Source organism: Spirillospora sp. NPDC049024, from assembly GCF_040649235.1.
GTDB lineage: Bacteria > Actinomycetota > Actinomycetes > Streptosporangiales > Streptosporangiaceae > Spirillospora.
Window position 1 is genome coordinate 36899 of the sequence record NZ_JBEZFD010000024.1, and the last position, 16637, is coordinate 53535.

Below are 16637 nucleotides of genomic sequence, written 5' to 3' on the forward strand. Positions count from 1 at the left end.
CTGGAATTCCGATTAAACTACGATCAAGCCGTGCACCTGACTCAGTCGACCGATCTGGGCCTGCGCGTGCTGATGCTGCTGGCCGCGCGGAACGAGCGGCGGTCCGCCGCCGAGCTGGCCGAGCGGCTGCGCGTCCCGCCGCAGCACATGGCGAAGATCGTGCAGCGGCTCCGGCGCGCCGGGTTCGTCAGGACGACCCGCGGCCGGGGCGGCGGCGTCGTCCTCGCCGACGGGGTGACCGAAACCCCGGTCGGCGAGATCGTCCGTGTGCTGGAAGGTCCCGGAGAGGCGGTCGAATGCGACAGTCCGCCCTGCCCCCTGCGCGACGGATGCCGCCTGCGCGGGGCGCTGCGGACGGCGCAGGAGGCCTTTCTGGCGTCGCTGAACCAGGTGCGACTGGGCGAGCTGGCGACCGATCCCCTCGAACCGGTCCTGCTCTCCCTGACGCGGCCGGCGCCCGCCGCCGCGTCCCCCGCAGAGGAAGGTCTCTGATGCTCTCTTCCGACCACGCCGAGACCGTGCGGGCCACGCTGCCCGCCGTCGCCGCCAACGGCACCGCGATCACCGGCGAGTTCTACTCCGCCATGTTCGCCGCGCACCCCGAGCTGCGGCACCTGTTCAACCAGGGCAACCAGGCCAACGGCGAGCAGCGCCGGGCGCTGGCGGGCTCGGTGGCCGCGTTCGCCCAGCACCTGGTGGCCGAGGAGTCGGCCATCCCGTTCCAGCAGATCCTGTCCCGCATCGCGCACAAGCACGCCTCGCTCGGCATCCGCCCCGAGCAGTACACGATCGTGGGACGCCACCTGATGGACGCGGTCGCCAAGGTGCTCGGCGACGCGGTGACGCCGCAGGTGCACGCGGCCTGGTCCGAGGTGTACTGGCTGTTCGCGACGCTGCTCATCGCGGAGGAGGCCCGGCTGTACCAGGAGGCCGCATGCGATCCGGCCGCGCCGTACCGGCCGTGGCGGGTCACGGAGCGGCTGGACGAGGCGGAGGACGCGGTCTCGCTCGTCCTCGCCCCCGCGGACGGCGGCGCGGTGCCCGCGCACCGGCCCGGCCAGTACGTCTCCGTCGCGGTCACGCTCCCGGACGGGTTGCGCCAGCCCCGCCAGTACACGCTGTCGCGGACGGCGGGGGACACGGTCCAGATCACGCTGCGGCGGGTCCGCGGCGACGGGGCCGCGCCCGACGGCGCCGTTTCGACGTTCCTGTTCGAGAACGTCGAGGTCGGGGACGTGCTGGAGGTGTCCCCGCCGTTCGGGGACGTGGTGATGGAGGACGACGGCGATCCGCTGGTCCTGGTCAGCGCCGGCATCGGCATCACCCCCGTCGCCGCGATGGTCGACCATCTGGCCGCCGTGGAGCCGGGCCGCCGCGTCCTCGCCGTGCACGCCGACCGGAGCCCGCGCACGCACGCGCTGCGGCGGCAGATCGCCGACGCGGGCGCGCGGATGGCCGACTTCCAGCAGCTGACCTGGTACGAGGACACCGACGGGGCCGAGGGCGAGGACGTCCGGCCCGGCCGGATCGACGTCGCCGTGCTCCCGCTTCCGCGCAAGGCGCGCGTCTTCATGTGCGGACCGATCCCGTTCATGCGCGAGATCCGGCGCGGTCTGGCCGCCGCCGGGGTCTCGGACGAGCGCATCCACTACGAGGTGTTCGGCCCGGACCTCTGGAACGCGGCCGGCTGAGGCCCCGGCGGCCTCGCGGAGGACCGGTCCGGGCGCCGAACACGCCGGCGCCCGGAGTCCGCCCGGCCCCGGGGGAGCGGGGGCCGGGATCGGGCGGGGCCGCGCGTGTCCGTCGCGCGGGCGCCTTGACTCCGGAAGCTAATTAATAGGAAACTTAACTATCAATACCCCCCGCCCCAAGGACCTCTCCCATGTCCGTTGACATCCCTGTGCGGCCCCCTTCGGCCGTGACCGCCGAGCATCCCGCCCGCTACGCCCTCGCCGCCGGACGGCTCTTCCTGGGCTGGATCTTCATCTGGGCCTTCGCCGACAAGCTCTTCGGCCTCGGCAAGCCCGCCGAGAAGGGCTGGCTGGACGGCGTCTCGCCGTCCAAGGGCTTCCTCAGTCACGCCGACGGCCCGTTCAAGGAGGTCTTCCACGCGATGGCCGGGAAGGTCTGGGTCGACGCCCTCTTCATGTTCGGGCTCGGCGGCCTCGGCGTCGCGCTCCTGCTCGGGATCTGCCTCCGGCTCGCCGCGATCGGCGGCACCGTGCTGCTCGCCATGCTGTGGGCGGCCTCCCTGTGGCCGGACGCCAACCCCTTCATGGACATGCACTGGATCTACGCCTCGACGCTGGTCGCCGCCGCGCTCGCCGACGCCGGCGCCACGCTCGGGTTCGGGCGGGTCTGGGGACGGCTCCCCGTGATCCGCCGCCACCCCCTCCTGCGCTGACGGCGCGGACCTGAAAAGCGCCTTCCGGGGAACGCCTCGTCGCTCGGAAGGCGCTTACGGCTCCCAGGGGATAACGCTTTGTAATGGATCAAGTGCACACTGTCCATGTCGTCCGAAGAGAAAGGGGCATATGGATCTGCAAACGATCGACTCGAGCATGGAGGCACCCTCCGAGCGCTCCGTCGCGGCCGTTTTCTCCGCCACCGTCATCTTCGTCGCGCACGGCCAGGTGATCTTCAACGCCACCTCGCACTTGTTCACCCCCGACACGCGCGTCACCGCTTCCATCGTGGAGGTCGACAACGCCGACGCCCCGTTCATCGGAGCGGCCCGCATGACCGTCCACAACGTCCGGCCGTACCAGGGGGGCGTCCAGGTCTGGGCGAACATCGAATGGAACGCCGACCTGCGCGTCCGGGTCAGCTACGTCTGGGAGCAGTGACCCGGCTCTGACCGGGGGGAACGGTGACCGCTCGGGGGAGCGGGAGCCGCATCGGTACGCCGCGTCCGCACCCGTCCGCGCAATCCCCGGGTGAAGGGGTTCCGCCATTGCCGGAACCCCTTTCCCGTGCTGCCGAAGGCGGAACGCCGCAAGCCGTCACTCCAGAGCGCAGCCGGCGCACCACGCGGGATCTCCCTTCGAGGTGTCACAGACCGCGATGCCGCTCTGTCTTAGTTGCGAAGGCAAACGAAACGCATCGTAGGACGCCGGGTAATTGCGAAGCCGGTGCCGGTCTCAATGCGCCACCGTCGTATCGCGAATAGAGGGTGGCGAGCGACGGAATCGGTGCCTGATGGGAGACGGTGAGAAAAGTGGAAACGGCAAAGCGACACCGGGCATGACCATGGAGACGACAATGACCGGCCAGACCATTGAGCGCTCGCCGGACCGGATGAGCGGCCACGGGGATCGCCCGCCGACGTGGAGCGGCCCGGGCTTCGCGAGCGCGGGGGTGCGGGTGCGCAGCGCGCTGCTGCGCCTGGACGGCACCTTCGAGCCGCCGCGCCTGGTCGTCGACGGAGAGGTCGACCTGGCCACGCTCGACGCTTTCACCGCCGCGCTTTCCAGCGTCCTGGCAAGCGGGTCCGGCGACGTCTGGGTGGACGTGGAGAAGCTCGACTTCATCGACGTCGCCGGGCTCAGGGCCCTGGCCGCCGCCGCGTGCCGGCTGGGACTCCAGGACCGGCGGCTGGTCCTGCGATCGGTCGCCCCCCATCTGGCCAAGCTCATGGACCTGGTGGGCTGGAGCCAGATCCCCGGCCTGCTCATGCTCGTTCGCGACGGGGCCCGATCGGGTGGCGGTGCCGGACGCGGCCGGCGGGGCGACCGGTCGACGTCCCCCTCCGGATGAGGACCAGGGTGGTGCCGGTCATCAGGACGCAGACGGCGGCGATCGCCGCGACGACCGCGACGGTTCCGGTCCGCGGCGCCGCCGGCGGCAGGAGCAGGACGGCGGCGGTCCCGCACAGCACCACGGCGGGACGCAGGACCGGCTCCGCCAGAAGGGGCCGGTGGACGATCCAGAGCATCAGGACGAACAGCGCGGTCGGGATCGCCACGGCGTAGCAGATCGCTAGCGGCGACGCCTCGATCTCGGGTCCGGTCTGCTCGACGGCCACCTCGAGTCCGGCGCCGAGGGCCGCCAGGCCGGCGAAGATCCCGTAGTGGCCGTAGCCCCAGAGGTAGGACAGGTGCCGGCGGTCGTCGAGCGCGTCGCCGGCCGGGGCGAGGAAGTAGAGCCACCAGAGGGAGAACAGCAGGACGAGGCCCGACCCCGCGATGACGACGAGCGGCCCGCCGATCTCGGCCTCTTCGAGCGCCCCGCCGAGCCCGTTGGACGCGGCGAGGACGCTCTCTCCGAAGAGGATGATCGTGAACAGCCCGTAGCGCTCGGCGATGTGGTGCGGGTGCCAGGCGGTGGGGGCGGTCCGCTCCGCCCACCGCGGCACAGCGAGTTCCAGGAGGGCCAGGCCGGCGAAGCACGGCACCTGGGCCGCCGAGGGGACGGCGCCCGCCGCCGAGGCGGCGAGCCAGAGCAGCCAGCCCGCCTGCGCGACGCTGATGCCGAGGGCGTAGCGCAGCGCGGTGCGGCGGCCCGCCGGGTCCTCGGCCCCGGCCCGCAGCCACTGCCCGACGAGGGCGGCCCGCATGACCAGGTAGCCGGCCGCGACGGCGCGGTAGTCGGCGTGGTCGGCGGCGGCCGGCACGGCCGCGGCGATGACCAGGACGCCGGCCATCTGAACCATGGTCAGCAGGCGGTAGGGGACGTCGTCGGTGTCGTACGACGAGGCGAACCAGGTGAAGTTCATCCACGCCCACCACACCGCGAAGAAGACCTGGAGGAACGGCACGAGCCCGGCCAGGGCGCGCCCCCCGGCGATGTCGTGCGCGAACTCGGCGGTGACGGCCGCCACCGCCACCACGAACGTGAGGTCGAACAGCAGCTCGAGCTGGCTCGAGGCGCGGTGCGGCTCGTCGATGGCGCGCGCGGTCATCCGGACCCGGATCCGGCATCCGGCACCTTCTGGCGGCACAGGTTCGCTCCCGTCTTCCCGTGGGTCCGTCCTGGTGGCACAGACCCGTCCTGCGGCTAAGACAGGCCGGTGCATCCGGTTGTGACAGCGAACGCCGCGCACGGCCGCTTTCGCCGGTTTCTCCCGCGAGCTGTCACAGGGCGGGCGGGTGCCCTGTCTTAGCTGCCGACCGGGCGGAACCGGGGTCCCGAGCACCAGGAGGCGGCATGAAGATCGTGATCATCGGTGGTACCGGCCTGATCGGGTCGAAGGTCGCGGCGAGGCTGGGCGAGCACGGCCACGAGGCGGTGCCGGCCGCGCCCGACACCGGTGTCGACACGCTCACCGGCAAGGGGCTCGCCGAGGTGCTGACCGGCGCCTCGGTGGTGGTCGACGTGTCCAACTCCCCGTCCTTCGAGGACGCCGCGGTGCTGTCGTTCTTCAGGACCTCCACCGGCAACCTGCTGGCCGCGGAGAAGGAGGCGGGGGTCGGGCACCACGTCGCGCTGTCGGTCGTGGGCACCGAGCGGCGGCCCGACGTCGGCTACTTCCGGGCGAAGCTCGCCCAGGAGAGGCAGATCGAGGACTCCGGGATCCCGTTCTCGATCGTGCACGCGACGCAGTTCTTCGAGTTCGCCCGCAGGATCGCCGACGGGGCCGCCGACGCCGACGGCGGCACCGTCCGGATGCCCCCGGTGCTGTTCCAGCCCATCGCGGGCGACGAGGTCGCCCAGGCGGTCGGCAGGGCCGCGGCCGGCGCGCCGCTGAACGGGCGGACCGAGGTCGCCGGCCCCGAGCGGTTCCGCATGGACGAGTTCTTCCGCAGCGCCCTCGCGGCCTGGGGCGACCCGCGCGAGGTGGTCACCGACCCGCACGCGCACTACTTCGGGGCCGAGATGCGCGAGCACGACCTCGTGCCGGTAGGCCCCGCGACCCTCGGCGAGATCAAGTACGCCGACTGGCTGGCGGGCAACGCCGCCGCGTGACAACTGCCCCGGCCGCACACCCACGAGTCAAGGAGACACCTCATGTCAGGCACCGAGCAGGCCGCCAGGGAGCCGAAGGCGCGCTCCAACGCGTGGCAGACGGCGCTCACGATGGTCCAGGAGGCCGCGCCGCCCTTCGTCCCCGCCGGCGCGCACGCGATGACCGTGATCGTCGAGTACCCGCCCGGGGACCCCGGCGCGCCGCCCCACCGGCACTCCGGTCCCGCCTTCGGGTACGTACTCGAGGGGGAGATGCTTCTGGAGATCGAGGGGGAGCCGGAGCGGCCCGTACCCGCGGGCGAGGCGTTCTGGGAGCCGGGCGGCGACGTCGTCCACTACCAGGACGGCAACAACCGCGACGACCTGCCGCTCCGATTCGTCGTCACGATGCTCTGCGCACCGGGGGATCCGATGCTGACCCTGGTCGACGAGGCGGAACTCGCCCGGCGCGTGCACCTGCGAGCGCCCAGGCGTTCCTGACGACCGCACGGCTGACAACCGCACGGCAGACAACCGCACGGCAGACAACCGCACGAAGACCCGGTGGGCCCGGCGCGAACGCCGGTGCGGGCGACCGGACGGGGGGAGTTCACGATGATCGCATCGGCCATGGCCGCGGAGTTCGGCGACGTCGCCGGATGGACCGCCGACGCCGTCGAGCACCTCGGCGAGGGGTACGCGATCCCGGCGGCCTGCCGCGGCAGCGCGGACCCGGCCGGGCTGGCCTGGCTGGCGGAGGCGTGCGAGCTGGGGGCCGGGACCAGGCTGCTGGACGTGGGCGCGGGCGCCGGCGGTCCGGCGGCCTGGGCGGCCGAGAGGTTCGGGGTCCGGCCGATCCTGCTGGATCCGATGCCGGCCGCCTGCCGGGCCGCCGCCCGGCTGTTCGGACTGCCGGTCGTCACGGCGGACGGCGGCCGGATCCCGCTCCGCGGCGGGTCCGTCGACGCCGCCTGGTGCCTGGGGGTGCTGGACACCGTCCAGGACAAGGCCGCCGTGCTCCGGGAGATCCACAGGGTTTTGCGGCCCGGGGCGCCTCTGGGGCTCCTGGCCGTCGTGGCCCGGGATCCGCTGGACGCCTGGGACTCGCAGGACTTCCCGGCCCCGGAGGGCAACCTGTTCCCCACCTGCCGGGAGCTCGACGAACTGCTCGCCGGCGCCGGCTTCGACGTGATCGAGCGGATCGACCGGCCCGGCGGCGCGCCGCTGTCGTGGACGCGCCGCGCCGAACGGGCCGCCGCGCTGGTCGCCGCCGAGCACGGGGCCGACCGCGCGCACGCGCTGGCGGTCCGCCAGAGCCGGAGCCTCACCCGTCTGTTCGCCACCGGACAGATCTCGATGCAACTGATCCATGCGGACGGACGTCCGCTCGGGGCGCCGTCCGCCCCGGCCACGCGTGGAGGAGCCATGAACGGTCCGACCGGTGACAACGAGTTCGAGATCGAGTTCGAGGCGGAGGTCCGCGCCGAGCTGGACCTGGTGGCGTCGAGCGACGCCGAGCAGGTCGCGGCCCTGCCGGTCTCGGAGTGGCTGTTCGACCCGGCCGACGCGGGCCGCGAACAACTCGGGCTCCGCAACCTGCTCGGCGCGGCCGAGGAGCTGGAGACCGACGACCTCCGGGACGAGACGCCATGAACCGAGACACCATGAACCGTCCCCCGCAGGGGCGGCATCGCGCGGCGCCCGCCGGGTCCGCGAGGATCGCCACGCTCGACGAGCTGCGTGAGCATCTGCAGTGGGCGATCGAGCTGGAGCACGCGACCCTTCCGCCGTACCTGTGCGCGCTCTATTCGCTCGACGCCGAGCGCAACCCCGAGGCCGCCGAGGTGGTGGCCGGCGTCTTCGTCGAGGAGATGCTCCACCTGGCGCTGGCCGCGAACCTGCTCAACGCCGTCGGCGGCCGCCCGCGGCTGGACATGCCGCGGATGCTGCCGCCGCACCCCCGGCGGCTGCCCCACGCGGACCCCTCGCTGGAGCTGTCGCTGCTTCCGTTCGGTCCAGAGGCGCTCGACATGTTCCTGAGGCTCGAACGGCCGGCGCCGCCCGGGGCCCCGCCGGAGGGCGACGCCTACGAGACGATCGGGCAGTTCTACGACGCGGTCGAGGACGGGCTGCGCCACCTGTGCGACCGGCTCGGCGAGCGGGAGGTCTTCACCGGGGACCCGGCCCGCCAGGTCCACGCCGGGCATTTCCGGCACACCGCCGGCCGGCTGGTCGCGGTCGGCGACCTGGCCTCGGCGCTGACCGCGCTGCGGGAGATCGTCGAGGAGGGGGAGGGGTCGTCCCGCGGCGAGGTCTGGGACGGCGACCGGGACGTCCACCACCCCGAGCGGGACGAGGTCGCCCACTACTACCGCTTCCAGGAGCTCAGAGCCGGGCGGCGCTACCGGCGGGGCGACACCCCGCGGTCCGGGCCCACCGGCGAGGCGATCGCCGTGGACCCCGCGGGCGTCCTGCCGATGAGGCGCGACCCGCGACTCGCCGACCACGCTCCGGGCAGCGCGATCCGCACGGCCCAGGAGGAGTTCGACCACACCTACTGCGCCGTCCTGCACCTGCTGGAGCAGGCGTTCAACGGCAGCCCGAGGCTGCTCGCGGTGGCCACCGGCACCATGTACGGGCTCAGGGCGCAGGCGCAGGCCCTCATGCGGATGCCCGACGTGGAGGGCATGAGGGCCGGCCCCACGTTCACCTACGTCCCGCCCGAGCGCCGGCGCTGGAGCACCGACGACCGGCAGCGGATCGTCGTGCTCCCGGACGGCCCCTACCTCGTCTACGGCGGGGTGCCGCTCAGGCGCAAGCGCAAGATCGTCTCCGCCGAGGACGACGCGCTGACCTGGCAGACCGATGAGACCCTCGCCACCGAGGACACCTACGCGCTGTGCCGCTGCGGCCGGTCGGGCGCGAAGCCCTTCTGCGACGGGACCCACGCCCTGATCGGGTTCGACGGCACCGAGACGGCCGACGTCCGCCCGTACAAGGAGCTGCAGCACGTGCACGACGGGGTCGGCATCTCGGCCCAGCGCGTCGGCGAGCTGTGCATCCACGCCGCGTTCTGCATCGGACGCACCAGGCCGATCGCCGCGATGCTCGCCGACACCGAGGACAGCGACGTGCGCGCCGACATCATGGGGCGGATCGACCACTGCCCCTCCGGGTCCTACAGCTACGCCCTGCGGCGCGGCGGCGAGTCCATCGAGCCGGACCTCCCGCGGGCCGTCTCGGTCCTGGAGGAGGAGCACGGCCTGGCCAGCGCGCTGTGGGTCACCGGCGGCGTCCCGGTCGAGCGCGCGGACGGGCTCCCGCTGGAGACCCGCAACCGGATGACGCTGTGCCGCTGCGGCCATTCCGCGAACAAGCCGCTGTGCGACGGAACCCACCGAGAGATCGACTTCCGTGAGGACGGGACGGGCCCGGAGCCCCGACCGGCCGATGACGGGAGCACCACTGAGAAGGGGAGGCAAGGATGAGCGAGCACATCTTGGAACCGGCCGCGCAGGAGTTCGGCGAGGCGGCCGCCAAGCCGCCGCTGCTGTACGAGCGGGGTGTGGAGGGCGCCCGGAGGCTCCTGGACGAGGTCCAGGCCGGGCCGGTGGAGATGCCCGAGGTGGACGAGGAGTGGATCATGGCGCCGGCCGCGGCGGGCGACGTGCGGGTCCGTCTGGTGCGGCCGATCGGGGCGGCCGGTGCGCTGCCGGTCGTGCTGTACGTCCACGGCGGCGGATGGGTGCTGGGCAACGCCGGCACCCATGACCGCCTGGTGCGCGAACTGGCCGTCGGGGCGGGCGCCGCGGTGGCGTTCGTGGAGTACGACCGCTCGCCCGAGGCCCGCTACCCGGTCGCGATCGAGCAGGCGTACGCCGCCGCGCAGTGGATCGGCGCCAACGGCGCGGCCGAGGGCCTGGACCCCTCCCGCATGGCGGTGGCGGGGGACTCGGTCGGGGGGAACATGGCGGCCGCGCTGGCCATCCTGGCCAAGCGCCGCGGCGACGTGTCCTTCGTGCACCAGTCGCTGTACTACCCGGTCACCGACGCCGCGCAGGACACCGGCAGCTACCGCGAGTTCGCCGACGGCCCGCACCTGACCGCCAAGGCGATGGCGTGGTTCTGGGACGCCTACACCACCAGCCCGGAGGAGCGCGCCGAGATCACCGCCTCGCCGCTGCGCGCCACCCTGGAGGACCTGGCCGGGCTCCCGCCCGCCTTCGTGATCGTGGACGAGAACGACGTGCTGCGCGACGAGGGCGAGGCCTACGCCCGCCGCCTCACCCAGGCCGGCGTGCCCACCACCAGCGTCCGCTACAACGGCACGCTCCACGACTTCATGATGCTCAACCCCGTCCGCGACACCAACGCCGCACGGGCAGCGACCGCACAGGCCATCGCGACCCTCAAGGCCGCGCTGCAGCCCCGAAAGGAAGACTCATGAGCACCACTGAGAATCCCGTCGTCGTCCTCGTCCACGGGGCCTTCGCCGAGTCGGCCAGCTGGAACCGGGTGATCGAACGCCTGCACGGCCGCGGGCTGCGCGCCGTCGCCGCGGCGAACCCGCTGCGCGACCTGGCGGGCGACGCCGCCTACGTCCGGGACGTGATCCTGGGCCTCGACCGGCCGGTCGTCCTGGTCGGCCACTCCTACGCCGGCATGGTGATCAGCCAGGCGGCGGCCGGCGTCCCGGCCGTCCGCTCCCTGGTCTACGTAGGCGCCTTCACGCCCGACACCGGTGAGAGCGCCCTGCAGCTGTCGGGCAAGTTCGCGGGCAGCACCCTGGGCGACGCGCTGGTGGCCTATCCGGTCGCGTCCGGGGGCAACGAGTTCCGGATCGACGAGGAGAAGTACCACGGCCAGTTCTGCGCCGACCTGGACGCGGGGGAGGCCGCGCTGATGGCGGCGACCCAGCGCCCGGTGACCGAGCGTGCCCTGACCGACGGGCTGGGCGCGGCGGAGCCGGCCTGGCGCACCAAGCCGTCCTGGTTCGTCTTCGGCGGGAGCGACCGCAACATCCCCGCCGAGGCGATCCGGTTCATGGCCGACCGCGCCTCCTCCCGGGGGACCCGGGAGATCGCCGGCGCCTCGCACGCCGTCGCCGCCTCCCAGCCCGACGCCGTCGCCGCCTCCATCATCGAGGCCGTCGACGCCGGAGAGTGAGCGGAGCCGCGGACGCGCCGCGCGGTGCCGGACGGTCCACGGCACCGCGCGACGCCTCCACGGGCAGGAACCTGAGGGACGACGGCCGATCCGGACCACCGACGGCGTGATCGCGACCTGATCGAGGCGTCTTCCGCCCGGACCGGCCGCACCCGCGAGTGACATGCGTGCCCCGGTACCGGGAGCGGCCCGACCAGGCACGGGCCCGGGGGATGGATCCCCACCAGGGACCCGCACCAGGGCATGTCCCCGATGCGAGCGCGACACGGGCCCGACCACAGTTCTCTTGTCGGCAGCCTCTCCTGCCGGCAGCGGGGTGCCGGCGAGGCGCATTCGCGGCAGTGCGAACGGAGGAGTCATGACGGTCGAGGGGACGATGCCGAAGCGGGGCGACCTTCCGTTGCGCGGCCGCGAGGCCGAGGCGGGGCTGCTGGGGGAGCGGCTCGCCGCGCTGGCCGCAGGAGAGGGCGGGGTGGTCGTGGTCGAGGGGCCCGCGGGTTCGGGGAGGTCGCGGCTGCTCGCGGAGACCCGTGCCCTGGCCGTCGCCGCGGGCCTGCCCTGCCTGCACGGGGCCGGCGTGGCCGGCGGCCTCCCGGTCCCCTTCGGTCCGCTGCTGGAGGCCCTGTCCGCCGGTCCGGAGCCGCTGCCGGACCCTCTCGCGCTCTCCGCCGTCGGCGCGGCCGACCTGCGGTCATGGACGCTGCGGGAGGTCCGGGACAGGCTGGCGCGGAGCGCGGCTGAAGGGCCGCTGGCGGTCTGCCTCGACGACGTGCAGTGGTGCGATCCGGTGACCCTGGAGGCGCTGGCGGCGTTGCGGGTGAGCTTGGCGGGCCTCCCTCTCCTCTGGGTGCTCGCAGTGAGTCCGGGGGCGGGCGGCGCGGACGAGGCGTTCTCACTGCCGAGGCGTCCCGGAGAGGACTACCGGATCGTCCTCGGGCCGCTGGCCGACCACGATGTGAGGGCACTGGCGGCCGATCTGCTCCAAGCCGAGCCGGGCGACGACGTGATGCGCGTGGCGCGGCGTGCGCACGGCATACCGCAACTGGTCGCCGAACTGCTCCTCGGCATGCGGGAGGAGGGGCTCATCACGGTTCGGGCGGGTGTGGCCTCGACGGCCGCCGAGACGATCCCGCGCCGGTTCCTCGACCTCGTCCGGCGCCGGCTCGACCAGCTGTCGCCGCCCGCCCGGCACGGCCTGCAAGCGGCCTCGGTACTCGGCCGGGCCTTCACCGCGGACGAACTGGCCGGGCTCACGGGGGCCTCGACCGGCGAGACCGCAGCGGTGGCGGACGAGACGGTCGGCGCGGGACTCCTCACCCGAACGGGCACTCTCCTGGACTTCCGGCACGACCTGGTCCGGGAGGCGCTCTGCGAGGCCCTCCCTTCGGCGCTGCGCCGCTCCCTGAGGCGCCAGGCGGCGGAGGTTCGTCTCGCCCAGGGCGCCGGGGCGGCGGACACCGCCGCCCCGGCGCGGGCCGAACTCGTGCCCGGGACCCCGGAGGCCTGCGGGCGCGCGCTGCTCCTCGCCGCGTCGGGACAGGTCGGGGCGGCATTGCGGGAGGCCGATGAGGGCGTGCGCGCGGCCCGGCGGTTCGGGCACGCGGCCGCGGCCCTTCCGTGGTCGATGACCCGCGCGAGGGTCCTGCTCGACGCGGGCCGGCTCGCCGCCGCCCGCGCCGAGGCCGCCGCCGCCCTCGACTCCGCGGGAGACCCGGGGGTGGGCGACTTCGCCGACGCCACGGCCCGGTACGCGCTCGGCCGGGCGGCGGTGCACCTGGGGGACCGGGACGGCCTCCGCCGCTGCGCGGCCGACGGCGCGCGGATGATGGCCGCCGAGGTGCCGGCGGTGCGGTGCACCGGTGCCTGGCTGGCCGCGCTGGCAGCCGACGCCCTCGGTGACACCGCCCGCGTCGCCGAGCTGGTCGTGCTCGCCTGGCCGGGGGCGGACGCGGCGGGCCCGGCGCCCGGAGCTCCACCCGACCCGGCCGACCATGTCGTGCTCGCGCGCCTCGCGCTGGCCGCCGGGCTGCCCGGCCTCGCGGCCGCCGCCGCGGACCGCGCCGCCGGCCTCGACGCGGCAGGGCTCGACGCGGCAGGGCCCCTCCTGCGCGGCCTCGCCCTCCAGGCGCGCGGAATCGTCGACGACGACCCCGACCTGCTTCAGCACGCCGTCAAACTGCTCAAGGACGCCGAACGCCCGCTGGTCCACGCTTCGGCGGCCGAGGACGCGGGACGCGCCCTCGCCGCGGACGGCGACCCCGCCGCGCCGGACTACCTGGACGCCGCACTCGACCTGTACGAGGAGTCGGGCGCCGCCCGCGACGCGGCCCGCGTGCGGAGGCGGCTGCGCCTGCTCGGCGTGCGCCGTCCGCCGCGCCTCCGAGAGGTCGAGGACGAGGCCCGATGGGGCCTGACCGCGGCGGAGGCGCGCGTGGCCCGGCTGGTGGCGCAGGGCGCGACCAACCGCCAGGTCGCCGAGCAGCTGTTCCTGTCGCGTCACACGGTGAACACCCACCTGCGGAGCATCTTCGCCAAATGGGACATCCGCTCCCGTGTCGACCTCACCCGCCTCGTCCTGTCGCACGAGGCGGCCGGCCCCGCCCCCGCAAGGCCGCCCCAAAGGACCTCGTCGACCTGATCGCACGAGGTACTTGCACAGCCGCTGCCCGACGACGCTCGCGTACAGGCACGCGGTGCTCCCCCTGCTCGCCGGTCGCCGGTCGCAACTACCGGGTCGACCCGCTCGAGACCTTGCGTCGGCATGATGCAGCCGCAACGCACTCCCGCCGCGCCGCAGCGGTAGACGGCGCGGACGCGCAACCCGGGCGATGAGCGCCTTGGCGACCTCTATGTCCGCCACGCCTAGGGCCGCGTTCGCCGCAACCCCCGGGGTCACCGGTTGGGGCCGTGGCCCCGGTAGCAGGAGGCCGCGCGCCGACTCGGGGAGTGGGGCAGTCGTGCGAACAGGCTTTGTTCGAGGCGGCTCCCCGAGGCGTTCGCGCTGGTCAGCGCTAGTTCTTTGGTGATCGCCCTGTCTGGGCGCTTCTTGGTGCTGGGTGGCGGCCCGGGCTCCGGGGTCATGGCTCCCGGGTGTGGTCCGCGCGCACTCCCTGGGGCACCCCCGGGTGCCCCGGGGGTGCCCCAGGGGTTCGGGCAGGGGACTCTCCCCGATGCGACCGCGGGGCGCTCCCGGCCACAGTTGATCGTGCCGGTGGTGGGGTGCCGCCGGGATGGTCGAACGGAGGAGCCATGGCGGTCGAGCACGAGACGGGGCCGCTGCGGGGTCGCGAAGCCGAGGCCGCCGAACTGGCCGGATGGATCTCGCGGTCGCGCGACGGACGCGGAGGAGTCCTGCTGGTCGAGGGACACCCGGGAGCCGGTAAGAGCCGGCTCGCGGAGGAGGCCCGGACCTTTGCGGAGCACCTCGCGATCCGCGTTCTCAGGGGGACGGGGGAGCGGGGCCGGCAGAGCGTCCCGTTCAGCGCGCTGCTGGGGGCGCTGGCCTCCGATGGTCCCGCCCTTCCCGGCGCGGCCGACCTCCGGACGCTGGCCGAGTCGCCCGAGCACCGCTTCTGGCTGGTCCGGACGCTTCAGGACCGGTTGCGGCAGGCGGCGCTGGACGGGCCGCTCCTCGTCGTGATCGACGACCTTCAGTGGTGCGACGCCGGGACGCTCCTGGCGCTGCGCATCCTGCCGGCCCGGCTCCGCTCCCTCCCGATCCGCTGGCTGCTCGCCGTCCGCACCGGTTCCCCCGGCGCCGACGTGCGGGCGACGCTCGCAAGGCTCGCCGACGCGGGCGCCCGCACGATGCGTCTCGACCGGCTGCCGGAGGACGCGGTCGCCGAGATCGCCCGGGACCTGCTCCGCGCCGAACCGGGCCGCGATGTCCTCGACCTGCTCCGGCAGGCCGAGGGTTTGCCGGAGCTGGTGACCGGGACCGTCCGCGGACTCCTCCGCGAGGGCGCCGTGACCCGGACGGGCGCGGTCGCGCACCTGACCGGCCGGCGTTCCCCGGTCCCCGCCTACGGCTCCGCGGAACGCCTGCTGGGCCACCTGTCCCCGCCCGCCCAGGCCCTGATCCGGCTCGCGTCGTCGCTCGGCCGCGACCTGGAGGCCCGCCGGCTCGCCGACCTCGCCGGGCGCACCCTCGCCGAGGTCGTGGCGGCCCTCCAGGAAGCCGTCGACGCCGGTCTCGTCCGTCCTACGGACCCCCTCACGTTCCGGCACGACCTCGTCCTGGGCGCTCTCGGCGGGACGGCGCCGGAGGCGGTGCCCGCGGCGGCATCCGAGGCGGGCCGAGTGCAGGGATGGGACGCGCTCACGCCCGCCGAGCGCCGGGTCGCCGCGCTCGTGGCGACGGGGGCGACCAACCGCCAGGCCGCCGAACGGCTCTTCCTGTCGCCCGCCACGGTCGGCACTCACGTCATGCACACGTTCCGCAAACTCGGCGTGAACTCCCGCGTGGAATTGGCGCGCGCCTACCTGGAGCGCGACGCGGGCTGACCATTCTTGAAAGGAAGGCTGGAACCGCATCAGCGGTGCGGTTCCAGCCTTTCGGTGCTGCCTTGAAATTCTGCTGTGACAACTCCTGCTCATGCTCTTACCTGCGTCTACGCGATCTCATGCATTTGTGTCATGCCCCATTGGACCCCCAGACGAGATGGTGAGTGCATGAGGAGCGCAACCCACGGATACGGCCACTCGGAGAACGGCTTGACAGGCGGAATCGGACACCATCGTCGTGAGGTTGGAATGAGCATTGCTCTTGAGGAACGAGGCCGGGCGGACTCCCTCGACCAGGCCGCCGAGACGTTCACCGAGGTGCGTCCGCGCCTCTTCGGCATCGCCTACCGGGTGCTCGCCGACCCGGCTGAGGCCGAGGACATCGTCCAGGAGACCTGGCTGCGCTGGCAGGGCTCCGACCGCGCGGCGATCGTCAACCCGCCGGCGTTCCTGGCCTTGATCACGACCCGGCTGTCCATCAACACCGCGCGGTCCGCGCGGGTCCGCAGCGTGACCTCCCTGGGCTCCCTGCTGCCCGAGCCGGTCGACCCCGGCAACGATCCCGCCGTCGGGGCCGAGCGCGGCGAGGCGCTCGAACGCGCCCTGCTGGTGCTGCTGGAGAGGCTCACCCCGGCCCAGCGGGCGGCCTACGTCCTGCGCGAGGCCTTCGTCTACCCCTACGAGCGGATCGCGGAGATCATCCAGGTCAGCCCGGTCAACGTCCGCCAGTTGGTGAGCCGAGCGCGCAGGCACCTGAGCAGCGCCCGGCGGGAGCCGATCGACGTCGACGACTACCGGCGCTTCCTGGCGGTCTTCCTCGACGCCGCCCAGAGGGGCCGCATGGCGGCACTGGAGAACCTCCTCGCCGAGGACGTCGTCGGCTCCCCGGCGGACGACCGCGTCGGCGGCCGGGCGGCGTGATCGCCAGGGGACGCCCAGGCGTCGATCGCCGAGTGTGATCCTCTGGTTGCTGTTTGTGTCGCCGCCGGACGGGGATCTTCGTGCTGCGGAGCGAGTCCTCCGGCCGCGGCGGCGTGCGGCGCGTTCGAGGCCGGCGGGGAGACCGAGCAGACGAGTCCAGGGGG

15 protein-coding genes are annotated in these 16637 nt (G+C 73.7%); 14 read left to right on the forward strand and 1 reads right to left on the reverse strand.

The features are described 5' to 3' along the window. Window positions 1-30 precede the first annotated feature (30 nt). The 5 genes from AB0C21_RS34515 to AB0C21_RS34535 all read left to right on the forward strand — a co-directional run bounded on the left by AB0C21_RS34515 (window position 31) and on the right by AB0C21_RS34535 (window position 3756). Entirely contained in the window at window positions 31-492 is a 462-nt protein-coding gene (locus tag AB0C21_RS34515) for an RrF2 family transcriptional regulator (protein ID WP_500209973.1), read from the forward strand. After that, window positions 492-1691 (forward strand): globin domain-containing protein, encoded by a 1200-nt coding sequence (locus AB0C21_RS34520; RefSeq protein WP_500209975.1) that lies wholly within the window; start codon window positions 492-494, stop codon window positions 1689-1691. Before AB0C21_RS34515 ends, AB0C21_RS34520 begins: the two co-directional genes overlap by 1 nt. 191 nt (window positions 1692-1882) lie before the next feature. Next, window positions 1883-2404, forward strand: a complete 522-nt coding sequence (locus AB0C21_RS34525) for a hypothetical protein (RefSeq protein ID WP_500209977.1) — start codon at window positions 1883-1885, stop codon at window positions 2402-2404. 157 nt (window positions 2405-2561) lie between these two features. Beyond that, a complete protein-coding gene (locus AB0C21_RS34530) occupies window positions 2562-2846 on the forward strand; it encodes a hypothetical protein (protein WP_500209979.1) in 285 nt (94 codons plus the stop codon). Between the two features lie 415 nt (window positions 2847-3261). Continuing rightward, window positions 3262-3756 (forward strand): STAS domain-containing protein, encoded by a 495-nt coding sequence (locus AB0C21_RS34535; protein ID WP_500209981.1) that lies wholly within the window; start codon window positions 3262-3264, stop codon window positions 3754-3756. On the opposite strand, the gene AB0C21_RS34540 is transcribed toward AB0C21_RS34535, so the two are convergent. Next, window positions 3671-4900 carry a low temperature requirement protein A gene (locus AB0C21_RS34540; RefSeq protein ID WP_500209983.1) on the reverse strand — a complete coding sequence of 410 codons (1230 nt, stop codon included), beginning with the start codon at window positions 4898-4900 and terminating at the stop codon, window positions 3671-3673. The two genes, AB0C21_RS34535 and AB0C21_RS34540, sit on opposite strands and share 86 nt — an antisense overlap. Window positions 4901-5145: 245 nt before the next feature. On the opposite strand from AB0C21_RS34540, the gene AB0C21_RS34545 reads away from it, so the two are divergent. The 9 genes from AB0C21_RS34545 to AB0C21_RS34585 all read left to right on the forward strand — a co-directional run bounded on the left by AB0C21_RS34545 (window position 5146) and on the right by AB0C21_RS34585 (window position 16473). Further along, window positions 5146-5904 carry an SDR family oxidoreductase gene (locus AB0C21_RS34545; RefSeq protein ID WP_500209984.1) on the forward strand — a complete coding sequence of 253 codons (759 nt, stop codon included), beginning with the start codon at window positions 5146-5148 and terminating at the stop codon, window positions 5902-5904. A gap of 42 nt (window positions 5905-5946) precedes the next feature. Then, window positions 5947-6384 (forward strand): cupin domain-containing protein, encoded by a 438-nt coding sequence (locus tag AB0C21_RS34550; protein ID WP_500209986.1) that lies wholly within the window; start codon window positions 5947-5949, stop codon window positions 6382-6384. Between the two features lie 114 nt (window positions 6385-6498). Beyond that, a complete protein-coding gene (locus AB0C21_RS34555; protein WP_500209988.1) occupies window positions 6499-7536 on the forward strand; it encodes a class I SAM-dependent methyltransferase in 1038 nt (345 codons plus the stop codon). After that, the gene (locus AB0C21_RS34560) at window positions 7533-9371 is read left to right on the forward strand and encodes a ferritin-like domain-containing protein (protein ID WP_500209990.1); all 1839 of its coding nucleotides are present in this window, start codon (window positions 7533-7535) and stop codon (window positions 9369-9371) included. Before AB0C21_RS34555 ends, AB0C21_RS34560 begins: the two co-directional genes overlap by 4 nt. After that, a complete protein-coding gene (locus tag AB0C21_RS34565; protein WP_500209992.1) occupies window positions 9368-10330 on the forward strand; it encodes an alpha/beta hydrolase in 963 nt (320 codons plus the stop codon). Before AB0C21_RS34560 ends, AB0C21_RS34565 begins: the two co-directional genes overlap by 4 nt. Further along, complete coding sequence (locus AB0C21_RS34570; protein ID WP_500209993.1) at window positions 10327-11049, forward strand: alpha/beta fold hydrolase; 723 nt, start codon at window positions 10327-10329, stop codon at window positions 11047-11049. The genes AB0C21_RS34565 and AB0C21_RS34570 overlap by 4 nt, the downstream gene beginning before the upstream one ends. 358 nt (window positions 11050-11407) lie before the next feature. Next, a complete protein-coding gene (locus AB0C21_RS34575; protein WP_500209995.1) occupies window positions 11408-13687 on the forward strand; it encodes a LuxR C-terminal-related transcriptional regulator in 2280 nt (759 codons plus the stop codon). 611 nt (window positions 13688-14298) lie between these two features. Further along, window positions 14299-15552, forward strand: coding sequence for a helix-turn-helix domain-containing protein (locus AB0C21_RS34580; RefSeq protein ID WP_500209997.1), 1254 nt, complete (start codon window positions 14299-14301; stop codon window positions 15550-15552). A 249-nt stretch (window positions 15553-15801) separates the two neighbouring features. Further along, window positions 15802-16473: a sigma-70 family RNA polymerase sigma factor gene (locus tag AB0C21_RS34585; protein ID WP_500209999.1), complete on the forward strand. Its 672-nt coding sequence runs from the start codon at window positions 15802-15804 to the stop codon at window positions 16471-16473. The last annotated feature ends 164 nt before the right edge of the window (window positions 16474-16637 follow it).

Bases quoted from the DNA above. Each gene is read 5' to 3' on its own strand.
- AB0C21_RS34520 (WP_500209975.1), top strand. From the start codon at position 492: ATGCTCTCTTCCGACCACGCCGAGACCGTGCGGGCCACGCTGCCCGCC.
- AB0C21_RS34525 (WP_500209977.1), top strand. From the start codon at position 1,883: ATGTCCGTTGACATCCCTGTGCGGCCCCCTTCGGCCGTGACCGCCGAG.
- AB0C21_RS34530 (WP_500209979.1), top strand. From the start codon at position 2,562: ATGGAGGCACCCTCCGAGCGCTCCGTCGCGGCCGTTTTCTCCGCCACC.
- AB0C21_RS34535 (WP_500209981.1), top strand. From the start codon at position 3,262: ATGACCGGCCAGACCATTGAGCGCTCGCCGGACCGGATGAGCGGCCAC.
- AB0C21_RS34540 (WP_500209983.1), bottom strand. From the start codon at position 4,900: ATGACCGCGCGCGCCATCGACGAGCCGCACCGCGCCTCGAGCCAGCTC.
- AB0C21_RS34545 (WP_500209984.1), top strand. From the start codon at position 5,146: ATGAAGATCGTGATCATCGGTGGTACCGGCCTGATCGGGTCGAAGGTC.
- AB0C21_RS34550 (WP_500209986.1), top strand. From the start codon at position 5,947: ATGTCAGGCACCGAGCAGGCCGCCAGGGAGCCGAAGGCGCGCTCCAAC.
- AB0C21_RS34555 (WP_500209988.1), top strand. From the start codon at position 6,499: ATGATCGCATCGGCCATGGCCGCGGAGTTCGGCGACGTCGCCGGATGG.
- AB0C21_RS34560 (WP_500209990.1), top strand. From the start codon at position 7,533: ATGAACCGAGACACCATGAACCGTCCCCCGCAGGGGCGGCATCGCGCG.
- AB0C21_RS34565 (WP_500209992.1), top strand. From the start codon at position 9,368: ATGAGCGAGCACATCTTGGAACCGGCCGCGCAGGAGTTCGGCGAGGCG.
- AB0C21_RS34570 (WP_500209993.1), top strand. From the start codon at position 10,327: ATGAGCACCACTGAGAATCCCGTCGTCGTCCTCGTCCACGGGGCCTTC.
- AB0C21_RS34575 (WP_500209995.1), top strand. From the start codon at position 11,408: ATGACGGTCGAGGGGACGATGCCGAAGCGGGGCGACCTTCCGTTGCGC.
- AB0C21_RS34580 (WP_500209997.1), top strand. From the start codon at position 14,299: ATGGCGGTCGAGCACGAGACGGGGCCGCTGCGGGGTCGCGAAGCCGAG.
- AB0C21_RS34585 (WP_500209999.1), top strand. From the start codon at position 15,802: ATGAGCATTGCTCTTGAGGAACGAGGCCGGGCGGACTCCCTCGACCAG.